Annotated in this window: 21 protein-coding genes; 6 read left to right on the top strand and 15 right to left on the bottom strand. The window is 75.0% G+C overall.

Going from position 1 to position 20,695, the window contains the following annotated elements:
• The first annotated feature begins 147 nt into the window (after positions 1-147).
• A complete protein-coding gene (locus ACZ5HG_RS15080; RefSeq protein WP_464177736.1) occupies positions 148-948 on the top strand; it encodes a polysaccharide deacetylase family protein in 801 nt (266 codons plus the stop codon).
• Positions 945-1,970, top strand: a complete 1,026-nt coding sequence (locus tag ACZ5HG_RS15075; protein ID WP_464177734.1) for a glycosyltransferase family 2 protein — start codon at positions 945-947, stop codon at positions 1,968-1,970. Before ACZ5HG_RS15080 ends, ACZ5HG_RS15075 begins: the two co-directional genes overlap by 4 nt.
• A gap of 25 nt (positions 1,971-1,995) precedes the next feature.
• Here ACZ5HG_RS15075 and ACZ5HG_RS15070 read toward each other — a convergent pair whose 3' ends face one another.
• The 5 genes from ACZ5HG_RS15070 to lhgO all read right to left on the bottom strand — a co-directional run bounded on the left by ACZ5HG_RS15070 (position 1,996) and on the right by lhgO (position 5,942).
• A complete protein-coding gene (locus tag ACZ5HG_RS15070) occupies positions 1,996-2,862 on the bottom strand; it encodes a hypothetical protein (RefSeq protein WP_464177732.1) in 867 nt (288 codons plus the stop codon).
• Complete coding sequence (locus ACZ5HG_RS15065; protein WP_464182180.1) at positions 2,859-3,758, bottom strand: ATP-binding cassette domain-containing protein; 900 nt, start codon at positions 3,756-3,758, stop codon at positions 2,859-2,861. Before ACZ5HG_RS15065 ends, ACZ5HG_RS15070 begins: the two co-directional genes overlap by 4 nt.
• Positions 3,759-3,778: 20 nt before the next feature.
• Positions 3,779-4,192: a hypothetical protein gene (locus tag ACZ5HG_RS15060; RefSeq protein WP_464177730.1), complete on the bottom strand. Its 414-nt coding sequence runs from the start codon at positions 4,190-4,192 to the stop codon at positions 3,779-3,781.
• Between the two features lie 23 nt (positions 4,193-4,215).
• Positions 4,216-4,512: a hypothetical protein gene (locus tag ACZ5HG_RS15055; RefSeq protein ID WP_464177728.1), complete on the bottom strand. Its 297-nt coding sequence runs from the start codon at positions 4,510-4,512 to the stop codon at positions 4,216-4,218.
• 215 nt (positions 4,513-4,727) lie between these two features.
• Entirely contained in the window at positions 4,728-5,942 is a 1,215-nt protein-coding gene (gene lhgO, locus ACZ5HG_RS15050; RefSeq protein WP_464177726.1) for an L-2-hydroxyglutarate oxidase, read from the bottom strand.
• Positions 5,943-6,086: 144 nt separating this feature from the next.
• Between lhgO and ACZ5HG_RS15045 the strand changes: the two genes are divergently transcribed.
• The 4 genes from ACZ5HG_RS15045 to ACZ5HG_RS15030 all read left to right on the top strand — a co-directional run bounded on the left by ACZ5HG_RS15045 (position 6,087) and on the right by ACZ5HG_RS15030 (position 9,727).
• Positions 6,087-6,959 carry a glycosyltransferase gene (locus ACZ5HG_RS15045; RefSeq protein WP_464177723.1) on the top strand — a complete coding sequence of 291 codons (873 nt, stop codon included), beginning with the start codon at positions 6,087-6,089 and terminating at the stop codon, positions 6,957-6,959.
• An 11-nt stretch (positions 6,960-6,970) separates the two neighbouring features.
• Positions 6,971-8,131, top strand: a complete 1,161-nt coding sequence (locus ACZ5HG_RS15040; RefSeq protein ID WP_464177721.1) for a glycosyltransferase family protein — start codon at positions 6,971-6,973, stop codon at positions 8,129-8,131.
• 1 nt (position 8,132) lies between these two features.
• Positions 8,133-8,651, top strand: a complete 519-nt coding sequence (locus ACZ5HG_RS15035; RefSeq protein ID WP_464177719.1) for an acyltransferase — start codon at positions 8,133-8,135, stop codon at positions 8,649-8,651.
• A gap of 86 nt (positions 8,652-8,737) precedes the next feature.
• Positions 8,738-9,727 carry a glycosyltransferase family 2 protein gene (locus ACZ5HG_RS15030; RefSeq protein WP_464177717.1) on the top strand — a complete coding sequence of 330 codons (990 nt, stop codon included), beginning with the start codon at positions 8,738-8,740 and terminating at the stop codon, positions 9,725-9,727.
• A gap of 133 nt (positions 9,728-9,860) precedes the next feature.
• On the opposite strand, the gene ACZ5HG_RS15025 is transcribed toward ACZ5HG_RS15030, so the two are convergent.
• From ACZ5HG_RS15025 to ACZ5HG_RS14980, 10 genes are all read right to left on the bottom strand, one after another.
• Positions 9,861-10,634 carry an IclR family transcriptional regulator gene (locus tag ACZ5HG_RS15025; protein WP_464177713.1) on the bottom strand — a complete coding sequence of 258 codons (774 nt, stop codon included), beginning with the start codon at positions 10,632-10,634 and terminating at the stop codon, positions 9,861-9,863.
• A gap of 83 nt (positions 10,635-10,717) precedes the next feature.
• Positions 10,718-12,019 (bottom strand): MFS transporter, encoded by a 1,302-nt coding sequence (locus tag ACZ5HG_RS15020; RefSeq protein WP_464177711.1) that lies wholly within the window; start codon positions 12,017-12,019, stop codon positions 10,718-10,720.
• Between the two features lie 83 nt (positions 12,020-12,102).
• Positions 12,103-12,885, bottom strand: coding sequence for an HpcH/HpaI aldolase family protein (locus ACZ5HG_RS15015; RefSeq protein WP_464177709.1), 783 nt, complete (start codon positions 12,883-12,885; stop codon positions 12,103-12,105).
• An 11-nt stretch (positions 12,886-12,896) separates the two neighbouring features.
• Entirely contained in the window at positions 12,897-13,397 is a 501-nt protein-coding gene (locus ACZ5HG_RS15010; RefSeq protein WP_464177707.1) for an RbsD/FucU domain-containing protein, read from the bottom strand.
• A 16-nt stretch (positions 13,398-13,413) separates the two neighbouring features.
• A complete protein-coding gene (locus ACZ5HG_RS15005; protein ID WP_464177705.1) occupies positions 13,414-14,361 on the bottom strand; it encodes a ribokinase in 948 nt (315 codons plus the stop codon).
• On the bottom strand, positions 14,351-15,049 hold the full coding sequence (gene deoC, locus ACZ5HG_RS15000) for a deoxyribose-phosphate aldolase (protein WP_464177703.1): 699 nt from the start codon (positions 15,047-15,049) through the stop codon (positions 14,351-14,353). Before deoC ends, ACZ5HG_RS15005 begins: the two co-directional genes overlap by 11 nt.
• 54 nt (positions 15,050-15,103) lie before the next feature.
• Positions 15,104-15,943, bottom strand: a complete 840-nt coding sequence (locus ACZ5HG_RS14995) for an amidohydrolase family protein (RefSeq protein ID WP_464177701.1) — start codon at positions 15,941-15,943, stop codon at positions 15,104-15,106.
• A gap of 1 nt (position 15,944) precedes the next feature.
• Positions 15,945-16,892, bottom strand: coding sequence for an aldo/keto reductase (locus tag ACZ5HG_RS14990; RefSeq protein ID WP_464177699.1), 948 nt, complete (start codon positions 16,890-16,892; stop codon positions 15,945-15,947).
• A 96-nt stretch (positions 16,893-16,988) separates the two neighbouring features.
• Positions 16,989-18,140: a mandelate racemase/muconate lactonizing enzyme family protein gene (locus ACZ5HG_RS14985; protein ID WP_464177697.1), complete on the bottom strand. Its 1,152-nt coding sequence runs from the start codon at positions 18,138-18,140 to the stop codon at positions 16,989-16,991.
• A complete protein-coding gene (locus ACZ5HG_RS14980) occupies positions 18,137-20,257 on the bottom strand; it encodes a right-handed parallel beta-helix repeat-containing protein (RefSeq protein ID WP_464177695.1) in 2,121 nt (706 codons plus the stop codon). The genes ACZ5HG_RS14985 and ACZ5HG_RS14980 overlap by 4 nt, the downstream gene beginning before the upstream one ends.
• Positions 20,258-20,695: the final 438 nt, after the last annotated feature.

Here is a 20,695-nt window from a genome sequence, read left to right as displayed (position 1 = left end):
GCGTGGGTGAAAAGCCGCAAATCGGACACTTCGGACGGGGTGGAGCGGGCACACTGACCGCGGCGAGGGCCGTCGGGCGTCCCTCGGTGCGGGCAGGGGGAGCCGATGCAGCCGCGAACGATGATCGAGCACGGGACGAGGACCAGCGTGACCAGCAGGACCCCGCGAGAGGTGGTCGTGCTGCGGCGCGACCTCGGCGACTTCGGCGACCCGGCCCCGCGCCCGCTGCGCCGCCGCACCGCGCTCACCCTCGCCGGGCCGCTGCTCCGCCCGCTCACCGTCACCTTCTGCGCGGACACCCCGGACCGGGTGCTCTCGCTCACCTACGACGACGGCCCCGACCCCGCGCACACGCCCGGGCTGCTCGACCTGCTGGCCGACCGCGGCGTGCGCGCCACCTTCTTCGTGCTGGCCGACGCCGCCGACGCCCACCCCGAGCTGGTCCGCCGGATCGTCGCCGAGGGGCACGAGATCGCCCTGCACGGCGCCGACCACACCCGGCTCACCACCCTGCCCGACGCCGAGGCGGTGGCGGTGGTCGCCGACGCGCGCCGCCGGGTCGAGGCCGCCGCCGGGGTGCCGGTCCGGCTGTTCCGCCCGCCCTACGGCGCGCACACTGTCGGCGCGCTGCGCGGCTGGCGCCGGCTCGGGCTCGACGTGGTGATCTGGTCCGGCTGGGCGCACGACTGGGTGGACGACCCCGCCGAGGTGGTGGCCGACCGCGCCCGGCACGTGGTGCACCCCGGCGGGATCCTGCTGCTGCACGACACCCGCGCCGACCCCGAGACCCTCGGCCCCGGTGAGAGCCTGCCGCGCTTCGACCGCGCCGCCGTCTCGGCCCGGCTGATCGACGGCCTGGCCGCCGAGGGCTGGAGCTTCACCACCACCGGCGACCTGATCGCCACCCGCCCGCGGGTGCGCGCGCTGATCCGGGAGCTGATGTCATGACCAACCTGCACGACGTGCTGGTCACCGTCGCCCCCGAGCCGGTCGAGCTCAGCGTCGTCATCGCCGCCTACCAGGCCGAGGCCACCCTGGGCCAGCAGCTCGACGCCCTCGCCGCCCAGCGGGTGCCGTTCCGGTGGGAGGTCGTCGTCGCGGACAACGGCTCCACCGACGGCACCGTGGCGCTCGCCCGTTCCTACGCCGAACGGCTGCCCGTGCGGGTGGTCGACGCCTCCGCCCGGCGTGGTGCCGGTGCGGCACGCAACGTCGGCGTCACCGTGGCCCGCGCCCCCGCCGTCGCGTTCTGCGACGCCGACGACGTGGTGGCCGAGGGCTGGCTCGCCGCGATGCACGACGCCCTGCGCGAGCACGCCTTCGTCGCCGGGGCCTTCGAGGGCCGGCGCCTCAACGACGACGCCGCGCTGCGCTCCCGGGTGCTGCCGCAGCAGGACGGGCTCCAGGAGTCCGCGCACCTGCCCGGCCTGCGGCACGCGGGCGCCGGCAACATGGGCCTGCGCACCGAGGTGTTCCGTGCCGTCGGCGGCTTCGACCCCGGCGCGCTCTACCTGGAGGACACCGACCTGTGCTGGCGGGTGCAGCTCGCCGGCGTCCCGCTGGTGCATCTGCCCGCCGCCGTGGTGCACGTGCGGCTGCGCGGCGGCCTGCGCGCCTCTGCCCGGCAGGGCTACGACTATGGCACCGGCGAGCGCTGGCTCGCGCTGCGGTACCGCGACCAGCAGGCGGGTCTGGCGGCGGTGGCCGGGCTGACGACGGCCGGGGTGCCCGACGGGGCCGACGACGGCGCGGCGGCCTCAGGTGGCGTCGAGCACCACCACCTCGGTGCCGGCCGGGCCGTGCACCGCGCGCTCACCAGCGGGGCCGCGCTGCTCCGGGTGCGGTCCCGGGGCGAGCTCGCCGCCTGGTGCTGGGACCTCGCCTGGGGGCTCGGCTACGCCTTCGGGCGGGTGGAGGCCCCGGCGCCGGTCGTCGTGCGACCGGTGGTGCTGCGCGGTCTGGCGGCCTGAGCGGCCGGGAGCGCCGCGCAGGCGGTCATCGCCAGACCGGTCGTCGTGCGGCCCAGCCCGCCAGGGCGATCGCGGTGACCGCGACCCCGATCAGCACGGCGAACCCGGCCGGCGAGCCCGCGCCGGAGACGATCGGGGCGGCGCAGACAGGGGTGTCGCACTCCGGGAGCCGGCCCTCTCCGGTCGGTGAGAGGAGGAAGGCGACCAGCCGCGCGCCCGGCGTCTGCCACCCCGGAGCGAGGGAGGGTGCCAGCAGCTCGGCGGCGAGCACCTCGACCAGCACCGCGACGACGACGAGCACATCGGTCCTCAAGGCGGTGCCCAGGCCCGCACCGACGGACGCCGCGACCCCGGCGACGAGAGTGCCTCGTCCCGCCACCAGTGCCAGCGTCGCCATGTCGAGGCCCGTGATCGACCCGCGCAGGTGTGCGGCGAGCAGCAGGCCGCACGCCGTCGTGGCCAGCACCGTCACCGCCAGTGCAGAGGCCAGCGCCACCCAGGCCAGCACCGAGGAGACCAGGGGCCGGGCGCGCCGTCGCCAGTCCGGGACCAGCGAGGTGACCGCGCCGGTGCGCCAGTCTCCGCCGGTCAGGGCGGCGCCCCCCACCAGTGCGAGCAGCGCCAGGGCGATGGAAGCACCCGCCAGGTCGAGCGGGCCCTGCGAGGCGATCAGATAGCGCGGCTCCGCGTACAGCTGCGCCGTCGTCGCGGGCATCCCGGAGGCGGTGATCATCGCGGCGTCTGTCTCGGCTGCGGCCACTGCACCGGCCACGTCGGTGGACGAGGTGAGCGCCCGCGCCGTCGGGAGGGCCACCGCCACCAGCAAGGCCAGCACCAGCACCGCCAGGAAGACGCGGCGTCGCGCGGTCAGGTCGATCGTCGTGCCCCTCACGACCGGACGTCCCGGAGTGCTGCTGCGCGTCTCCGTTCGCTGCGTCGTCTCGTGGGGCGTCTGGACCGCTCGGCCTCGGGTGCTCCGGCATACCGGTCGTAGACACGGTCGAACAGGCCCGCCTCGGCTGTGACCTCGTGCACCGGCCCGATCGTGGCGATCGCCCTCGAGAGATCGGTCCCCGCGGGGACGCGGACACCGCGCGGAGTGCGCCGGGCCGCGACGCCGTCCGCCACGAGCAGTCGCGCGGCCCGCCCGTCGTCGCTGGTGCGCAGCAGCTGGCCGGAAGCCGGCAAGCCGTCGCTCAGGGCCGCGATGCTGCCGGTCGCGGTCACTCGGCCGCCGCGCAGGCAGGTGATGTCGTCGCAGACGAGTTCCAGTCGCGACAGGTCGTGCGAGCAGATCATCACGGTGCGTCCTTCATCGCGCAGCGACCTGATCAGGTCCAGCAGCGAGGTGACGCCCTGCGGGTCCAGCCCGGTGGTCGGTTCGTCCAGCACCAGCAGGTCGCTGCCGGCGAGCAGGGCGAGCGCGAGTCCGGCCCGCTGGGCCATGCCTGTGGACAGCCGCGCCGCGCGCACTTCGGCGAACCGGGCCACCCCGGTGCGTGCCGCGATGTCGGCGGCCTCCAGGCGAGTCCGCCCGCACTGCCGGCTCCGGTGCTCGAGCAGGTCGGCCACAGCGAGGTCGCCGGGGAGTCGGGTGTGCGCGAACAAGACCGCCGGGGTCCTGTCGGCGACGATCCGTCCACCGGCGAGCGGAACCATGCCGCACAGTGCGCGCAGCAGGGTCGTCTTGCCCGCCCCGTTGTGCCCGAGCAGCGCGTGCACGGTGCCGGGCTGCACCTCGAAGGTGGCGCGGTCGACGATCGTGCGCCCGTGCCGTGCGACGGTCACCTCGTCGAACCGGGCGACGGTCACCCGTTCTCCAGCACCGAGCAGAGCACGGGGGTGTCCGGTCCTGCCCAGGTGACGTCCGGCACGACCGCGATCTCGAGCAGGCCCGTGGTCGGGCGCTGGTGCTCAGCGGCGAATGCCTCGGTCGTCGGGGAGCAGGCGGCGAGCGCGTACCCGTTCACCACCGGCTCCGCCGGGCGCTGCGCCGGGGCGTCCTGCCCGACCGTCGAGACCGTGTGCACGGGGATCGCGCCGGGCTCGTCGCACGGGGCCGTGGCCGCCCGGTCGTCGGAGGTCACGGTGCTCGCGAGGCAGTCGCCGACGGCGACCTCACCGATCGCCACCAGGGTGATCTGGTCCGGGTCGGACACCCCGATCGGCGAGGCCGCCGGCACCTGCGGGGCACAGCCCACGAGCAGAGCGCCGACCGCCATCGCCGACAGCGTGCGGGGACACCTCACGAGCAGCGGCGCGAGCCGAAGTAGGTGTCGGCGGTGTCGCCGTCCCACCCGCCGTTGTTGTCCGCGTTCCAGAACCAGCGCCCGCCGGCGATCCCGCTGACGTAGTGGTTCCCGGTGTTGTGCCGGTGGCCCGACGCGGTCGTCGGCGGCTCCGCGCCCGGGCCGGCGTTGATCGTGATGAGCGAGCTCGAGCAGGCGGTGTCGGCCGAGGCGGTCGTCGGGGCCGACCCGACGGTGACGGCGGCGGTGGCGGCGACGAGGCCGAGGGTGGCGAGCAGGGCGTGGACGCGCATCGAGGACTCCTTGGCTGTCGGTCACGACGACGTGACCAGCGGGATCGTGCGGGACGTGCGGCGGTCACCCGATCGTGGCAGCGCCGATCGGGTGATCCCGGGACCAATGCCCCTGGTGCGCGTCCGGAGTCTGGTCGGCACGTGCCCCGGGCCCGTCACTCACGCCGCCGCGCCCCACCGCGCGGCGCTCACGCCGCGATGCCTCTCCGCGCGTCTCACGCCGCGACCGGCACCGCCGCGTCCAGCCGCTCCACGATGTGCTTCGCGATCTCCAGCGAGGCGGTGGCCGCCGGCGAGGGGGCGTTGAGCACGTGCACCTGCCGCCCCGCGGCCTGCACCAGGAAGTCGTCCACCAGCCCGCCGTCGCGGCGCAGCGCCTGCGCGCGCACCCCGGCGGGGGCGGGCACCAGGTCGCCGGCGGTGATCCCCGGCACCAGTCGCGCCAGGCTGCGGGCGAAGGCGTGCCGGGACATCGAGCGTCCGACCTCGGCGGCGCCCGGCGCCCAGTTGCGCGCGGCCAGCCGCCAGAGCCCGGGCCAGGCCAGGCTGTCGGCGAGGTCGCGCGGGGAGACGTCGTGCCAGGTGTAGCCCTCGCGGGCCAGCGCCAGCACTGCGTTCGGGCCGGCGTGCACGTGGCCCTCCACGCCGCGGGTCAGGTGCACGCCGAGGAACGGGAAGCGGGGGTCCGGCACCGGGTAGATCAGGCCATTGACCAGCGCGCCCGCCTCGGGGGTGAGCTCGAAGTACTCGCCGCGGAACGGCACGATCCGCGCCTCGGGCTCCAGCCCGCACGCACGGGCGACCCGGTCGGCGTGCAGGCCGGCGCAGACCACCAGGGCGTCGGCCTCGCGGTCCGCGCGGGTGGTGCGGATCTCGACCCGTCCGCGGGTGCCCGGGGCGTCGGCCACGGTGCGGGCGGCGACCAGCTCCTCGCCGAGCAGGATCTGCCCGCCGGCGGCACGGATGTCCTCGGCGAGCGCCCGGCAGACGCCGGGGTAGTCGACGATGCCGGTGGTCTCGACGCGCAGGGCGGCGAGGGCGCGGACGTGGGGCTCGTGCTCGCGGGCGCCGGCGGCGTCCAGCCGGTGCACCGGCACCCCGTTGGCGACGGCGCGCTCGGCCAGCTTCTCCAGCCCGGGGATCTCCTCGGGGTCGGTGGCGACGACCAGCTTGCCGCAGGTCTCGACGGCCACCCCGCGCTCGCGGGCGTAGGCGGTCATCGAGCGGGCGCCGGCGGTGGCCATGGTCGCCTTGAGGCTGCCGGGGGCGTAGTACAGGCCGGAGTGCATCACGCCGGAGTTGCGGCCGGTCTGGTGCCGGGCCAGGCCGTCCTCCTTGTCCAGGACGGTCACCTGGTTGCCCCGGGCGGCCAGCCGCGCGGCGACGGCGAGCCCGACGATCCCGGTCCCCACGACGACGACGTGGCTCATCTGACGGTCCTCTCCGGCGGGTCCGGGCGGTCCCGGGCGTGCCTGCGAGGCTAGCCGTCCGAGATGCGTCATATGGGTGGATTCGTCCCAATTCACCCTGTGAGCGGTGCCGATGCCCCGGACGGCCGATCTACCCTCGGCAGCATGACCCCCCCGAGCACGGTGACCGCCGTCGTCTACTCCCGTGACGAGGCCGATCTGCTGCGCGACTGCCTGCCGCTGCTGGCCGGCTTCGACGAGGTCGTGGTGTGCGACATGGCGTCCACCGACGACACCGCCGCCGTCGCGCAGGCCCACGGCGCCCGCGTGGTGCCCGTGCCGGACGCGCCGGTGGTCGAGGAGGTCCGGCAGCGCGGGCTGGACGCCGCCACCAGCGACTGGGTGCTGTTCGTCGACGCCGACGAGCACCTGCCCGCCGGCTACCTGGGCACCCTGCGCCCGGTGCTGGACGCGCCCGCCGACGGCGGCCCCGACGACGTGGTGGCGGTGCGGCTGCGCTACGACAACGCCGCCTTCGGCCGGATGCTCGCGCACTCGTTGCAGGGCAGCGCCAAGTTCGCCCTGCTGCGCCGGGGCCGGGTGCGCTACGCCGAGCCCGCCCTCGCCCACGTGCCGCCGGTGCTGGACGGCCGGGGGATCGACGCCCCGGAGCAGGTGCCGCCGATCGCGCACCTGAACTTCCGCACGATCGACCAGACCACGGAGAAGATCCTGCGCTACGCGGCCAACAACCCCGATCGCTTCGCCCGGATCGACGACCCGGTGGCCCTGCTGCGCGAGCTCGCGCGCACCACCGTGTTCAGCGGAGCATGGCGGGACGGTCGTGCCGGGTTCGCCGTCGCGGCCCTGCACACCTTCGGCCAGCTCAGCGGCTCGCTGGTCACGGCCGAGCGCACCGGCACCCTCGCCCAGGACCTGCCCCGGCGCAGCACCCGCCTGCTGGGTGCGGTCGAGGGGGCGCAGCGCGCGGTGGTCTCCGCCCGGGACGGCGTGCGCCGCCTGGTCGGTCGTCGATGACCGTGGAGCGGGTGGTGCACGTGACGCGCCTGCCGCCGAGCCCGAGCGGGGTGGCCGCCTACGCGGACGCCTTCGGCGCGGTGCTCGCCGCGCTGACCGCGCCGGACCGGGTGGACGTCGAGCGGCTGCCCGCCGATCCCGCCGCCTCGCAGTCCGCCGCGCTGGCCGTGCGGCTGACCCGCCGGCTGCTGCGCCGTCCCGCCTCCGAGGTGGTGCTGGTCGAGCAGGCCGGGCGGGGGCTCGCCGAGTTCTGGGCGGCCTGGTGGCTGGCCCGCCGCGGGCGCCGGGTCTGGCTGATGGTGCACGACGTGCCCGAGCTGTCCGGCGGGGCGTTCTTCACCCGGGCGCTGGACCGTCGGGGCGGCCGCCGCCTCGCCGCCGCGCTGTCCGCCTCGCTGGGTCGGGCCGCCGAGCGCGACCTGCTGCGCCGGGCGGAGAAGGTGCTGTGCCTGTCGCCGGAGGGCGCGCGGGCGCTGGAGCGGGTGCACCGGCTGGACCGCACCGTGCAGGACGTGCCGCACGTGGCCGCCCCGGCGGACGTGCGCACCCCGGTCACGGACCGCCGCGAGGTGCTGGTGCCCGGCTACGTGGCCGAGGCCGCCGACGTGCTGCCCCTGGTCCGCGCCGCCGCCGGTTGGCCAGCGGGCTGGACGCTGGCGGTCGGTGCGTGCTCGGCGGGGACCGAGGCCGAGATCCGCGCGGCGGCGGGTGACGACGACCGGGTGCGGCTGCTGGGCTTCACCGACGAGGCCGGGGTGCGCGCCGCGTTCGCCCGGGCCGCCGTGGTGGTGCGCTGGCGGCACGACGGCTGGGGCGCCGGCGGGTCGCCGACCGCCCGGTACGCCGTGAGCGGGCCGCTGATCGCCGCGATGGCGCACGGCTGCGCGGTGGTCACCGACGACACCCGCGGGGCGGTGCACCTGTTCGGCGAGGCCGAGGTGCGCACCGTGGGCGAGGGGACGGTCGGTGCCGCCGAGCTGGTGGAGGCGGTGGACGCCCTGATCGCCGATCCCGTCGAGCTGGCCCGGCGCGGGGCCGCCGGTCGAGCGCTCGCGCTGCGTCGGCTGAGCCCGGACGCCATCGCCGCCCTGCTGGACGACGCCCCGGCACCGCGCGCCGCGGGCCCTGCTGATCTCGAGCCCGCCGGCTCGACCGCGCGAAAGGAAGCCTGACATGGGACGACGCGGCGAGCTGCTGTTCAACCGGGTGCTGACCCACGTGCCGAGCAACGCCCTGCGCATCCGCGCGCTGCGCCGGCTGGGTGCGGACCTGGGTGAGCACGTCTACCTGTTCGGCGGCTCCGAGGTGCTGGAGCCGGGCAACCTGCGGATCGCGGGACGCTGCCACGTCGGGCGGTTCTGCCAGGTGGACGCGCGCGGCGGCATCGACATCGGGCACGACGTGGTGATCGCCTCGCACGTGCTGCTGGTGACCGCCGACCACGACATGCAGGACCCCGGCTTCGCCGGTCGGCTGGGCCCGATCACGATCGGGGACCGCGCGTGGCTGGCCAGCCGGTCGACGGTGGTGCGCGGGGTGACGATCGGCGAGGGGGCCGTGGTGGCCGCCGGCGCGGTGGTCACCCAGGACGTGCCGCCGTGGACCGTCGTCGGCGGGGTGCCCGCGCGGAGGATCGGCGAGCGCTCGCGGGAGCAGCACTACCGGATCGACTACGGCCCCGAGCGGTACTGAGCCTCCGAGATGCGCGTCGCGCGCAGCCATGATCCCCTGAACGGGTGAATTGTCCGGATTGTCCGGAACAACTGTCAGGGGGACCCATGACTGCCGCCGCACCGCTCGACGTCTCCGTGGTGATCGCCGCCCGCGACGCCGCCGGCACCCTGCCCCGCCAGCTCGACGCCCTCGCCGCCCAGCAGACCGACTGCCGGTGGGAGGTGCTGGTCGCCGACAACGGCTCGCAGGACGGCACCCCGGAGGTCGCCCGCTCCCACGCCGACGCCCTGCCCGACCTGCGCGTGCTCGACGCCTCCGCGCAGATCGGCGCCGGGCCCGCCCGCAACGCCGCCGCCTCGGTCGCCCGCGGCGAGGTGCTGCTGTTCTGCGACGCCGACGACGTGGTGGACACCGGCTGGCTGGAGCAGATGCGCGGGGCCCTCGCCGACCACGCCGTCACCGCCGGACGCCTGGAGTGGGCCGTGCTCAACGACGAGGCCGCGCAGCGGTCCCGCGCGCTCCCGCAGGTGGACGGCCTCCAGCACACCGAGCCGCTGCCCTGGCTGCCGCACGCCTCCTCCAGCAACCTCGGCATCCGCACGTCGCTGTTCCGGCGGCTCGGCGGCTTCGACCCCGCGGTGCGCTTCCTCCAGGACACCGACCTGTGCTGGCGCGCCCAGCTCGCCGGCGCCGACCTCGCCTACGTGCCGGACGCCGTCGTGCACATGCGCCTGCGGGCCTCCCTGCGCGGCGCGTGGCGGCAGGGGAGGGGCACCGGCATGGGCGAGCGGTGGCTCGCCGCGCGCTACGGGGCCGTGGCCGCCGCGCACCGGTCGCGCGCGGCGGCCCGGTCGACGGCGTCCGCCCGGGCCGCCCGCGTGGCCGTGGCGACCCGCGCGGACGTGGGCCACCGGCTGACCCGCTCCTGGCCCTGGCGGATCGCCCGCCGCACGTCGATCGTCGCGGGCGAGGTGCTGCGCGTCCGCTCCCGCGGCGACGTCGCGGCGCTGTCCTGGTCCACCGGCTTCGGCATCGGCTACGCCCTCGGCGGCCTCCCCGACCCTGCCCCCTACCCCGGCCCGGTCGTCGATTGACCCGGGCACGCTCCGCTGCGTCGAGTTGTCATCTCTTGTCGCTTCCGGACGTGCTGAAGCGACACAAGTTGACAACTCGGCGAACCTCGGGCGCGTGCGGGCGCGGGACAGGGAGTGCGCGGGGCCGCAGACGTCAGATCGTCAGCCCCGCGCGGCGGGCGGCGGCGAAGCGGCGGCCGATCGCCGGGGCGGAGCGGGTGAGCAGGTCGACCAGGTCGGTGAGGCGCTGGTCGTCCATGTACACCGTCGGCGTGGAGACGGACACCGCCGCGACCGGGCGCGCGCCGTCGGGGGCGGGCAGCGCGACGGCCACGCAGGTCAGCCCGAGCGTGCTCTCCTCGTCGTCGATGCCGTAGCCGCGCTCGCGGGTCTCGGTCAGCAGCCGGGCGAACTCCTCGACGGTGCGGACCGAGCGCGGGGTCTGCGTCAGCGTCGGGTCGAAGGTCGCCGTCGCCGCCTCGACGTCGAACGCGTGGAGCGCCCGCCCGAGGGCGGTGTTCTGCGCGGGCAGCCGCAGGCCGACGTGCGAGATGAGCTGCAGGGTGCGGGCGCCCTGCGCCTTCGCGACGTAGACGACCTGGCTGCCCTGGAGCACACCGACGTGCACCGAGTCCTGCACCTGCACGGCGATGTCCTCGATCGCCTCCTGGAGCACGCGGGCGGGGTCGAGGTGCTGCTCGGCCTGCCCGGCGAGCTCGATCAGCCCGAAACCGGCGCGCCACCCCTCGCCGGCGACCTGCTGGAGGTACCCGCGCTGGGTGAGCGTGGTGAGCAGGCGGTGCACCGCGGAGCGGCTCAGGCCGGTGCGCTCGGCGACGTCCTCCAGGCGGGCGGCCCCGCCGACCACGGCCTCCAGGACCGCGAGCCCACGGTCCAGCGTGCGCGCACCCTCTGTCGCCTCCGGCATGGCGCCATTATGTCCGCCGGCACGCCCACGGCCCGGCCGCCCCACGGATGGAGCAGCCGGGCCGGGGTCAGGAGAAGCAGAGGTCACTTCACCGACTTGATCGGCAGCACCAGCAGCGACGACACGAACACCAGCACGATCGCCCAGACGAACAGGATCACGTAGCTGCCGGAGGAGATCGTCAGCAGCACCGCCACGATCGGCTGGGTGAGCATCTGCGGCAGGTTGGTCGCGATCGTGAGCACGCCCATGTCCTTGCCGGCGTTCTCGCCGTCGTTCGGCAGCACCTGCGTCATCAGCGCCATGTCGATCGACATGTACGCGCCGTAGCCGAGGCCGAGCACCGCGGCCATCACGAGCATGCCGGACTCGGTGCGCCAGAACAGCGGCACCAGGTACGACACCGCCATGACGATGGTCGCGAAGAACACGAAGGGCTTGCGGGCCTGGAACCTGTCGGAGAGGTAGCCGGAGACCACCGAGGACAGGATCAGCGTGACGAGCTGGATGGTCGACATCACGCCGATCGTCACGTTGGAGGCCGACTCGGACTGCCCGATGTAGTCGCGCAGGATGTAGAGCTGGTACGCGACGACGCCCTGGTAGCCGAGGTACATCAGGAACCGGCCGCCGAACGCCCAGCCGAAGTCGGGGTGCTTGCGCGGCGAGACCCAGAACTGCGTGAAGAACGTCCGCCAGGAGAACGGCTCGACCTGCATGTTCTTGGTGGACGGCTCCGGGTTGAGCAGCACGAACACCAGGCAGACCAGGAAGATGCCGACGCCGAAGATCACGTAGCCCAGCGGCAGGTTCCGGTTGGCGATCCACCCGCCGAAGATGATGCCGAGGGTGCCGCCGCCGGTCTGCGCGGCGCCGATGAACCCCGACGCCATGCCGCGGCGCTGGGTCTCGACGCGGTCCGCGAGCACGGTGGCCAGCGGGCCGTTCATGATGTTCAGCGTGATCGAGGCGATCACCCAGAAGATCCCGATGCCGATCATCGAGGTCTGCGGCGCGAGCATCACGATCGCGGCGCCGCCGATGAACGAGCCGACCAGGATGAACGGCGCGCGCAGGCCGAACCGCGAGCGGCACCGGTCGCTGAACGCCCCGGCGAGCGGCTGGGCGAAGATCGTCAGGAACGACGAGATGGTCATGATCGTGGCCAGCGCCACGACCTTGTCGCCGCCGCCAGGGGAGGCGTCGGTGATCTTCTGCACCGTGTTGGGCAGGAACACCGAGATCACGGCGTTGTACAGCGCGAGCAGGAACAGGAAGTTGCCGGACAGGGTCCACACGAGCCGGCGGTACAGGCCGGTGGACAGGCGGTAGACGGGACGGCCGAGCTGATCGGTGGTGACAGCCTCGGTGGTGTCGATCGACATGACGGTCCTTCTCAGGGGGTCGGGCCGGGGGTGACCGGCCGGAGGCCGCGGCCGGGCGTCGGTGCCCGGCCGCGGGTGGTGCGTCAGAGCAGCGCAGCCTTCGCGGCGTCCTGGGCGAGGCCCTGGTAGGCGGTGCGCACGACGGTGGTGTCGAGCGCGGCGGTGAGCATCCGGGCCCCGCGGGCGCGCCAGTGCGCGACCATCTCCGGCCCGTCGCAGTGCATCCCGCCGACGATCCCGGCGGCGTCGGCGGCGGTGATCACCTGCTCGATCAGCGCGGCCATCGTCGGCGAGTCCCGGTAGGTCTCGCCGCCGCGGCCGTGCGACAGCGCCAGGTCGTAGGGGCCGACGTAGGCGGCGTGCACACCCGGGACCGCGACGATCTCGGCCAGGTTCGCCACCGCCGTCGCGGTCTCCAGCTGGAGCACGCAGACCGCCGAGTCGGAGGCCTCCTCGGGCACGCCGGGGCCGTCGTGGTCGGCCCACACCGGCCCGTAGGAGCGCTCGCCGTGCGGTGCGCCCTCCCGGGTGCTCGGGTAGCGGCAGGCGGCGACCACGGCGGCGGCCGTCGCGGCGTCCTCCACCATCGGCACCACGACGCCGTCGGCGCCGAGGTCCAGCGCCCGGGTGACCTGCACCGGGTCGGCGGTCTGCACGCGGACCAGCACGGTGGTGCCGGTGCCGCGCAGCACGCGCAGGGTCTGCGGCAGCGAGTGCCAGGTGTTGAGGCCGTGCTGGAGGTCGACGGTCACGTAGTCGAAGCCGGCCCGCGCGGCCAGCTCGAGCACGGCGGCGTCGCCGAGGGCGCACCAGAGCCCGACGGCGGCGCGGCCCTCGGCCCAGGTGCGGGCGAGTGCGGTGGTCATGGGGATGCTCCTCAGGGCAGGGCCGGGACGACGCCGTCGGTGATCCGACGACGACGCTCGACATAGGTGGGCAGGACCTGCACGTGCTCCGCGGCGGTGAACCACGCGAACGGGTCGGTGGCGGCCGTGAGCGCGACGTTGGCCCAGGCGGTGAGCGACCCGGAGCGGATCACGACCTTGGCGCGCGGGGCCCAGGTCTCGATCAGCTCCTCGTGCGGGGCGGGCAGGAAGTCGGCGCCGGAGCCGGTGTAGATCTCCTGGAGGTCCGCGTACAGCGAGGGGTAGTGGCTGCGGACCTCCGGGGCGAACCGCACCTCCTCGACGAACAGGTGCGGGCGCAGGGTGCGCAGGATGGTCAGCGCGTCGACGGTGCCGGCGGTCAGCCCCAGGTTGACCACCCGCGCGTCGCGGGGGATCGGGAAGCCGGCGTCGGTGACCAGCACGACGTCGCCGTGGCCGAGCTCGGCCAGGGCCTGCGCGAGGTCGGGGTGCAGGATGCGATCGGGTTGCACTGCTCTCTCCTCGGTCTCAGACCAGCGCCCCGGCGGCGGCGAGGAATGCCTCCACCTCGGCACGGGTGCGGTAGGACGGGACGGTCTCCCACTCCTGGCAGGCCAGGCCCGCGACGGCCCCGGCGAACCGGGCGGCCTCTACCAGCGGGCGGCCCTCGGCGAGCGCGACGCACAGCCCCGCGTTGAAGGAGTCGCCGGCGCCGTTGGAGTCGACGACCTCGATCGGCAGCGCGGGGACCGCGACGGCCCCCGCGGCGGTGACCACCAGGGCCCCCTGCTCGCCGAGGGTCATCACCACGGCGCGGGTGCCCCGGGCGAGCAGCCGCTCGGCGACCTCGCGGGCCGGCACGTCCGCGTCGGGCGCCAGGCCCAGCGCGACCTTCGCCTCGGTCTCGTTCGGGGTCAGCACGTCGACCGCGGACAGGTCCACCGCGCGCAGGTCCACGGCCGGGGCCGGGTTGAGCACGGTGGTCACCCCGGCGGCGTGCGCGGCGGCCAGCCCGTGCAGGGCGGTGGCCAGCGGGATCTCCAGCGGGGCGAGCACCACGTCGACCTGCGTCAGGTCGGGCAGCGCGGCGTCCACGTCGGCGGGGGAGAACAGCTCGTTCGCCCCCATGTCCACCACGATCACGTTCCGGGCGGCGGCGTCCTTGATGATCATGCCGACGCCGGTGGGCCGCTCCGCGGTGACCCGCAGGTGGGTGGTGCCCACGCCCTCGACGTCCATCAGCTCGCGGAAGCCGCGCCCGAAGGCGTCGTCGCCGACCACGCCGACGTAGGTGACCTCGGCGCCGAGCCGGGCGGCCTGCACCGCCATGTCGGAGCCCTTGCCGCCCCACGTCTCCCGGTAGTCGGTGCCGACCAGCGTCTCGCCGGGCTGCGGGATCCGGTCGGCAGTCAGCACCAGCGCCCGGGCGTACGAGCCGAGAATCCCGACCCGGGCCGCGCCCGACTCAGTAGGCATCCGCGTCGCCCACCAGGCCGTCGACGATCTGCGTCGCCGAGGACGTGCCGACCAGCTCCGCGCCGGCCTCGAACAGCTCGCGCATCTTCTCCAGCGAGTTGACCTTGCCGGACACCTTGACCCGGGTGGTCGCGGTGGCGTGCGCGGCGAGGATCTGCACGTCCGGCACGGTTGCCGCGCAGCCGCCGACGCCCCAGCCGGAGGAGTTCTTGATCCAGTCGATCCCGGAGTCCGCGGCGATCTTCGAGGCGAGGTCCTTCTGCGCGTCGTCCAGGAAGCCGAACTCGAGCATGGCCTTCACGACCAGGCCCTCCTCGTGCGCCACCCGCACGACCTCGTTCATCTCGTGGGTGTACGCCTCGATCTCGCCGCCGACCAGCAGGCCGGGGTTCGGCGGGAAGTCGAACTCGTCGGCGCCGGTGCGGGCCAGCTCGCGCAGCGCGGCGATCTTCATGCCGAGGGTGTCGTTGGCCTGCGGGAAGTTCAGCGTGGACGCGACGCGCACGCCGGTGCCGGCCAGGACCTCCGTGCCGAGGGCGCACCAGACCGGCGCGATCATCGCGGCGTGGAAGCCGTAGGACGCGCAGGTCTCCAGGTGCGCGGTGACCTGCGCACGGGTGAGGTTCGCGTTGACGTTCGTGAACTGGATGGCCTTCGCGACCTGGGCGCGGTCGGTGAAGTCGATCACGGGGAGTGCTCCTTGTTTCTCGTGGGTGCGGGACGCCGGTCGGCGGCCCACGGGTCAGAGGCGGTACGTGCGCACCGCGGTGCCGGAGCGGACCTGCTCGGCCTGCTCCGCGGTCAGGTCGGCGAGCGCCTGCTCGACCAGCCGGTGCCAGCGGGGGTAGTCGGACGCCAGGGTCAGCACCGGCCAGTCGCCGCCGACCATCACGCGCTCCGGGCCGAAGACCTCCAGCACCGTGCGGATCACCGGCAGCACCTGCTCCTCGGTCCAGGTGTCCCAGTCGCCCTCGGTGACCAGGCCGGACACCTTGCACGTCACCCCGGGCAGGGCGGCGAGCCGCGCCAGGTCGGCGGCCCAGGCGGTGAGGTCCCCGCCGACCGGCGGCTTGCCGGCGTGGTCGAGCACCACCCGCAGGTCGGGGGCGCGGTCGGCGACGGCGCGCAGCGTCCGCACGGCCTGCGGCAGGTGCTCGGCGCGCACGCACAGGTCGGCGGCGAGCCCGGCGCGGGCCACCTCGACCAGCCCGTCCGCGTAGGCGGCCTCGGCCAGCAGCAGCGGCTCGTTCTGGGTCGACCGCCGCACGCCGCGCACCAGCGGGCGGGCGGTCAGCGCGGCCAGGTGCTCGGCCACCGCCGCCCCGCGCTCCAGCGGCGCGTGGCCGACGATCCCGAGCACCGGCACCGCGGACGTCAGCCCGGCCACCAGGTCGACCTCGTCCAGCGCGCGCTCCGGGGCGCAGTCCGCCTGCACGTGCACCAGCCCGTCCAGGCGGACCGCGCCGAGATCGGCGGCCAGGTGCTCCGGCAGATACGGCCGGCGCAGGCGGGTGAACTCGTCCAGCCACGGGTAGGGCAGCCGGTCGGTGTCCCAGAGGTGGACGTGCGCGTCGACCAGCACGTCAGGCCACCGGCGTCTCGGTCGGCTTCGGCACGTCCCAGCCGACGTTCGTCCAGGCACCGAACACGTCCTGCACCGCGGCCAGCAGGGCCGGGTCCGGGCGCTGGCCCAGGGTGGCGACGTTGCGGGCGATGTTCTTCGGGTTGGCGGTGCCGACGACCGTGGTGCTGATCGGGCTGTCGTCCGGCAGGTCCAGCGCGAACTGCATCGCCAGCGTCTCGATCCGGGTGCCGGCCTCCTCGCACAGCCGGGCCGCGCGACGCGTCGCCTCGACCACCTCGGGGTGGGCGGGGTGCCACTCCGGCGGGCCGGCGGTGGTGAGCGCGCCCATGTGCAGCGGCGAGGCGTTGAAGACGCCGATCCCGTGCGCGGCCAGCCGCTCGGCGGTGGCGGCCAGCCGCCGGTCCTGCAGGTTGTACGTGCAGTAGGTCATCACGGTGGCGACCTGCTCGCTGATCGCGACGTCCTCCAGCAGGTCCAGCGTGTAGCCGGTGATCCCGACGTGGCCGACCAGCCCCTGCGCCTGGTACTCGCGCAGCACCGGCAGCGCCTCGTCGCGCACCTGCCGCAGGTCGCCCCACTCGATGTCGTGGCACTGCACCACGTCGATCCGGTCCAGCCCCAGCCGCTCCAGGCTCTCCGGGATCGATCGGCGGATCCGCTCCGCGGAGAAGTCCCAGGCGCCGGGCACGTACCGCCCGCACTTGGTGGTGACCACGTAGGAGTCGCGGTCGATCCCGCGCAGTGCCTTGCCGAGCACGATCTCCGAGCGGGTCTGGCCGTACCAGGGAGAGGTGTCGACCAGCGTCATGCCGGCCTCGAAGGCCGCCTGGATCGTCGCATCGGCGTCCGCCTGCGTGATGGTGCCGTAGACGTCGCCGAACGGGGCGGCGCCCAGGCTGAGGACGGGGGCGTCGATGCCGGTCCGTCCGAGGGGTCGGGTCTGCACGTGCATGCTCCTTCGCTCGTCGTGCGTGTGTGTCGTGTCATGGGGCGGACCGGTGACAAGCCGGTCGACCGGTCCGCCCCGGTCTGGGTGTGCTGCTCAGGCGCGCTCGGGCGGGGCCGCGGTGAGTCGCCGCCCGGCGTCAGAAGGCCGCACGTGGGGTCCGGCGGGGGCGGCCCAGCGCCCCGCGGCGCGGGTGCGCTCGATCGCCTGCTCGTCGATCGCGTAGCCGTTGCCCGGCGCGTCGCCGAGCCGCACGCCGCCGTCCACGATCTCGGTGTCCACCCGCACGCCCACCGGAGGGTGCAGGTCCTGCACCTCGAGCGTCAGGTGGTTCGGCACCGCGGCGGCGGCCGGGGCCAGCGGGTCCGCGTTGTAGCCGACCGGGCTGACCGGCAGGTCCATCGCGTGCGCCAGCGTGGCCACCCGCAGGAAGTGCGTGATGCCCCAGCACGAGCCGGTCTGCACCACGTCCAGCGCTCCGGCGGCCAGCAGCGGGCGCAGCTGCTCCAGCCCGGTCAGGTTCTCGCCGCTGGCCACCCCGGCGCGCACGCCCCGGCCGACCGCGGCCAGCCCTTCGGCGTCCCAGCGCCGCACCGGCTCCTCGATCCAAGTGAGGTCCAGGTGCTGCTCGATCTCGCCGACCTGGCGCACCGCCTGCGAGCGGGTCCACGACTCGTTCACGTCGAGCATCACGGCGGGCCGGCGGCACCGGGCGCCGAAGGTGTCCCGCGCCAGCAGCAGCCGCTCGAGGTCGTGGTCCAGGTCCAGCCCGCCCTTGACCTTGACGGCGGTGAAGCCGCGCTCCACCCACGGCGCCCACAGGTCCGGCAGGTCGGCGGTCGGCACCGCCGGCTCCAGGCAGCTCGCGTAGGCGGGCACGAAGCGCTCGCGGGCGCCGAGGGTGCGCCACAGCGGCTCCTCGGCGGCCTTCGCCTTGAGGTCCCACAGCGCCATGTCCAGCACGCCGACCGCACCGAAGTGCGCGCCCGCGTGGCCGGTCTTGAACAGGTGGGCCAGCATCCGGTCGTACAGCGCGGTCACCGCGCGGGGGTCCTCGCCCTCGACCGCCGGGAACACCCGCTCGATCCCCGGGTGCGGGCCCAGGCCGATGCCGGTGATCCCCGCGTCGGTCTCCACCAGCAGGATCGGCACCTCGGTCACGCCGTCCGGCACGGTGCCGTTCACGTCGCCGACCGGGCGGCCCCACTCCTGCACGGTGGTGAGCGTGCGGTATCCGGTGATCTTCACAGTGCGGCGTCCTCGGGGTAGGGGGTGGTGCGGTGCCGGGCGGGGTGCCGGCGGGCGTCGAGCGGTCGGGGGCCGGCGTCGGGCAGGCCGTCGGCGACGGGGCCGAGGGCGGCGCGCAGCGCGGGGTCGGTGAGCGTGAGCCGGCCGTCGGGGCTGCGGACCAGCCCGGGGTCGGCGATCGTGCTGGCGCCGTCCCGTCCGGCGGCGCGCCACTCCTCGTCGGCGCGGCGGGTGGTGCGCCAGGAGCCGTCGGCGTCGACCTCGCCGTCCCCGGCGAGCACCACCTCGGCGCCGTCGCGCTCGTCCCAGATCAGGTTGAGGTCGCCCATGAGCCCGGTGCGGGCACCCGGGGCATCGGCCACCAGCGCGGCCACCGGCAGCGATCCCGGTGCCCCGCTGACCACCGGCGTGCCGCTCGCGACCAGCACGTTGCCGGTCAGCGTGGCGGCGCGGTGCGGCTCGGCCACCGCCAGCGACACGATCCCGGTGCCGCCGCGCGCCAGCACGTTGTCCCGGACCGTGTTCTCCCGGCCGGTCTTCACGTGCAGGCACTCCGAGGAGACGTCGTGCACCACGTTCTGCTCCACCAGCACGTGGCTGGTCGCGGGGTCGATCAGCAGCCCCCAGCCGCCGAACCGTGCGGCGCGCACGTCGTGCACCCGGTTGCGCCGGATGACCGTGCCGGGGGAGACGCCCAGGGTGTAGACCGCGCCGAACCAGTCCAGCCGCCCCTGCCCCAGGTCGTGCAGGTGGTTGCCCTCGACCCGGTTGTCCACCGCGGGGCTGCTCCCGTAGTCCCAGCGCCAGCCGATCGCGACGGCGGTGGAGAAGTGGTCGTGCACGTGGTTGTGCGCGATCAGCGTGCGCGACGCGTGCCGCACCAGCACCGCCACCGCGTGCGGGTAGGTCCGCCCGCCGGCCCGGACCACGCAGTCGGAGATCTCGTTGTCGGCGGTCGCGGCCTGAGGATCGGTGCCGCCGCCGCAGGTGATCCCGCCGGCGCCGGTGTCCTCGATCGTGCAGCCGCTGACGAGGGTGCCGCGGACGTCCGGCCCGAGGCCGAGGCCGTAGCCGCCGACGTGCGCCACCGTGCAGTCCACCAGGGCGACGTCCCGGGTGCCGGTGAGCTCCACCGCCGCGGGCACCGAGCAGGCCGCCTGCGGGTCGCTCGCCAGGTCGACCCCGGCCAGGAACCGGTCCTCGCGCATCTGGAACGGCGCCCGCGCCACCGGCGGGCGGTCCCAGTCGGCGTACCGCAGCGTGACGCCCTCGATCCGCACGTCGCGCACCGGGGCGTCCGCCGTGCCCGCGATCACGAGCAGCCGGCCGACCACCGGCACCACCGGGGCGAAGGACGCACGGTCCTCGCCGGGGCGGGGGGTGTAGAGCAGGCGCCCGTCGCCGTCGCCGCACCACTGACCGGGCACCTCGCCCAGCCGCTCGCGCACGCCCTCGAAGGCGTAGCGGGCGAACCCGGGCCGGTCGCCGTCGCGCAGGGAGAGCACCGAGCGCCGGTCGCTGACCACCGTGCGGGAGGCCGGGTCCACCGCGACGACCGGCAGCCGCTCCTGGATCCAGTAGTGCGGGACCACCGCCTCGACGCCCTCCCAGCAGGTGACCTCCGGCAGGTCGCCCTCGGCGGCGGTGAAGCGATCGGCGCCCTGGAACAGCGTCGCGTTCAGGTCCGCGTCGAGGTCCAGCCCGTCCTGGCCGGCGATCCGCAGCCAGCCCTGCTGCGGGTGGCGCGGCCGCTCGCGGCGCTCACCGGCCACGTACAGCGAGCGCCCGGCGTGCGCGGGGGCCGGCGCCGACCACACGGTCACGCCGTCGACCACGTCCTCGGCCCAGCCGGTGACGGTGACGCCGCCCTCGATCGTGACGTCCTCACCCGGCCACGCCGCGACCGTCAGGTGCGAGTCGGCGGGCCCGAGGTGCAGCGTCTCGGTGAGCAGGTGGGCGCCGGCGTGCAGCCACAGCACCGCCCGCTGCCCGGGCTCGCGTCCGGCGCGCACCAGGTCCAGCGCACCCGGCAGCGTGCGCGTCGGGTAGTCCCGGCTGCCGTCACCCATCGGCGACCCCTGCGGGCTGACGTGCACCTCGTACCGACCTGCGGCCATCCGATCCCACCTCGTCTCACTGCTCTGTGAGCGGTTCCCTGTCCGGCGATCCCTATATTCGGGACGCTATTCCGTTGTGCGGGATCAGCCTGCTCAGGGTGCCCGGGCTTGTCAAGCGCCCTCCGGGGCTCCGGGCGTCCGGACAGGTGCGCGGCGGGGTGATCGGTGCGCGGGCGGGGCCGGAGGTCCCGACTCTCCCGGCGGTGCTGTCGTGGCCGGTGGCGGCGAGGGTGTGGCGCTCGGCGATCACCCGTCCGGGTGGTGCTCGGTGGTCGCTCCGGATCCGTGCCGAGCGTGCGGCGCACCGCCGTCCGGGTGGGGTGCGGCCGTCCGTGCACCCGTGCGGCCCAGCGGAGCGGGTGAGCCGGCTCGACCCGCGCTGTCCGATTTGTGATGATATGGACCCGACCCGTGCGGCTCAGGCGGCGCACAGCCCGC

The organism is Cellulomonas sp. GTC20042, from assembly GCF_055389595.1.
Note: the sequence above shows the minus strand (reverse complement) of the source record. Positions and strands in the feature narration are given on the sequence as shown.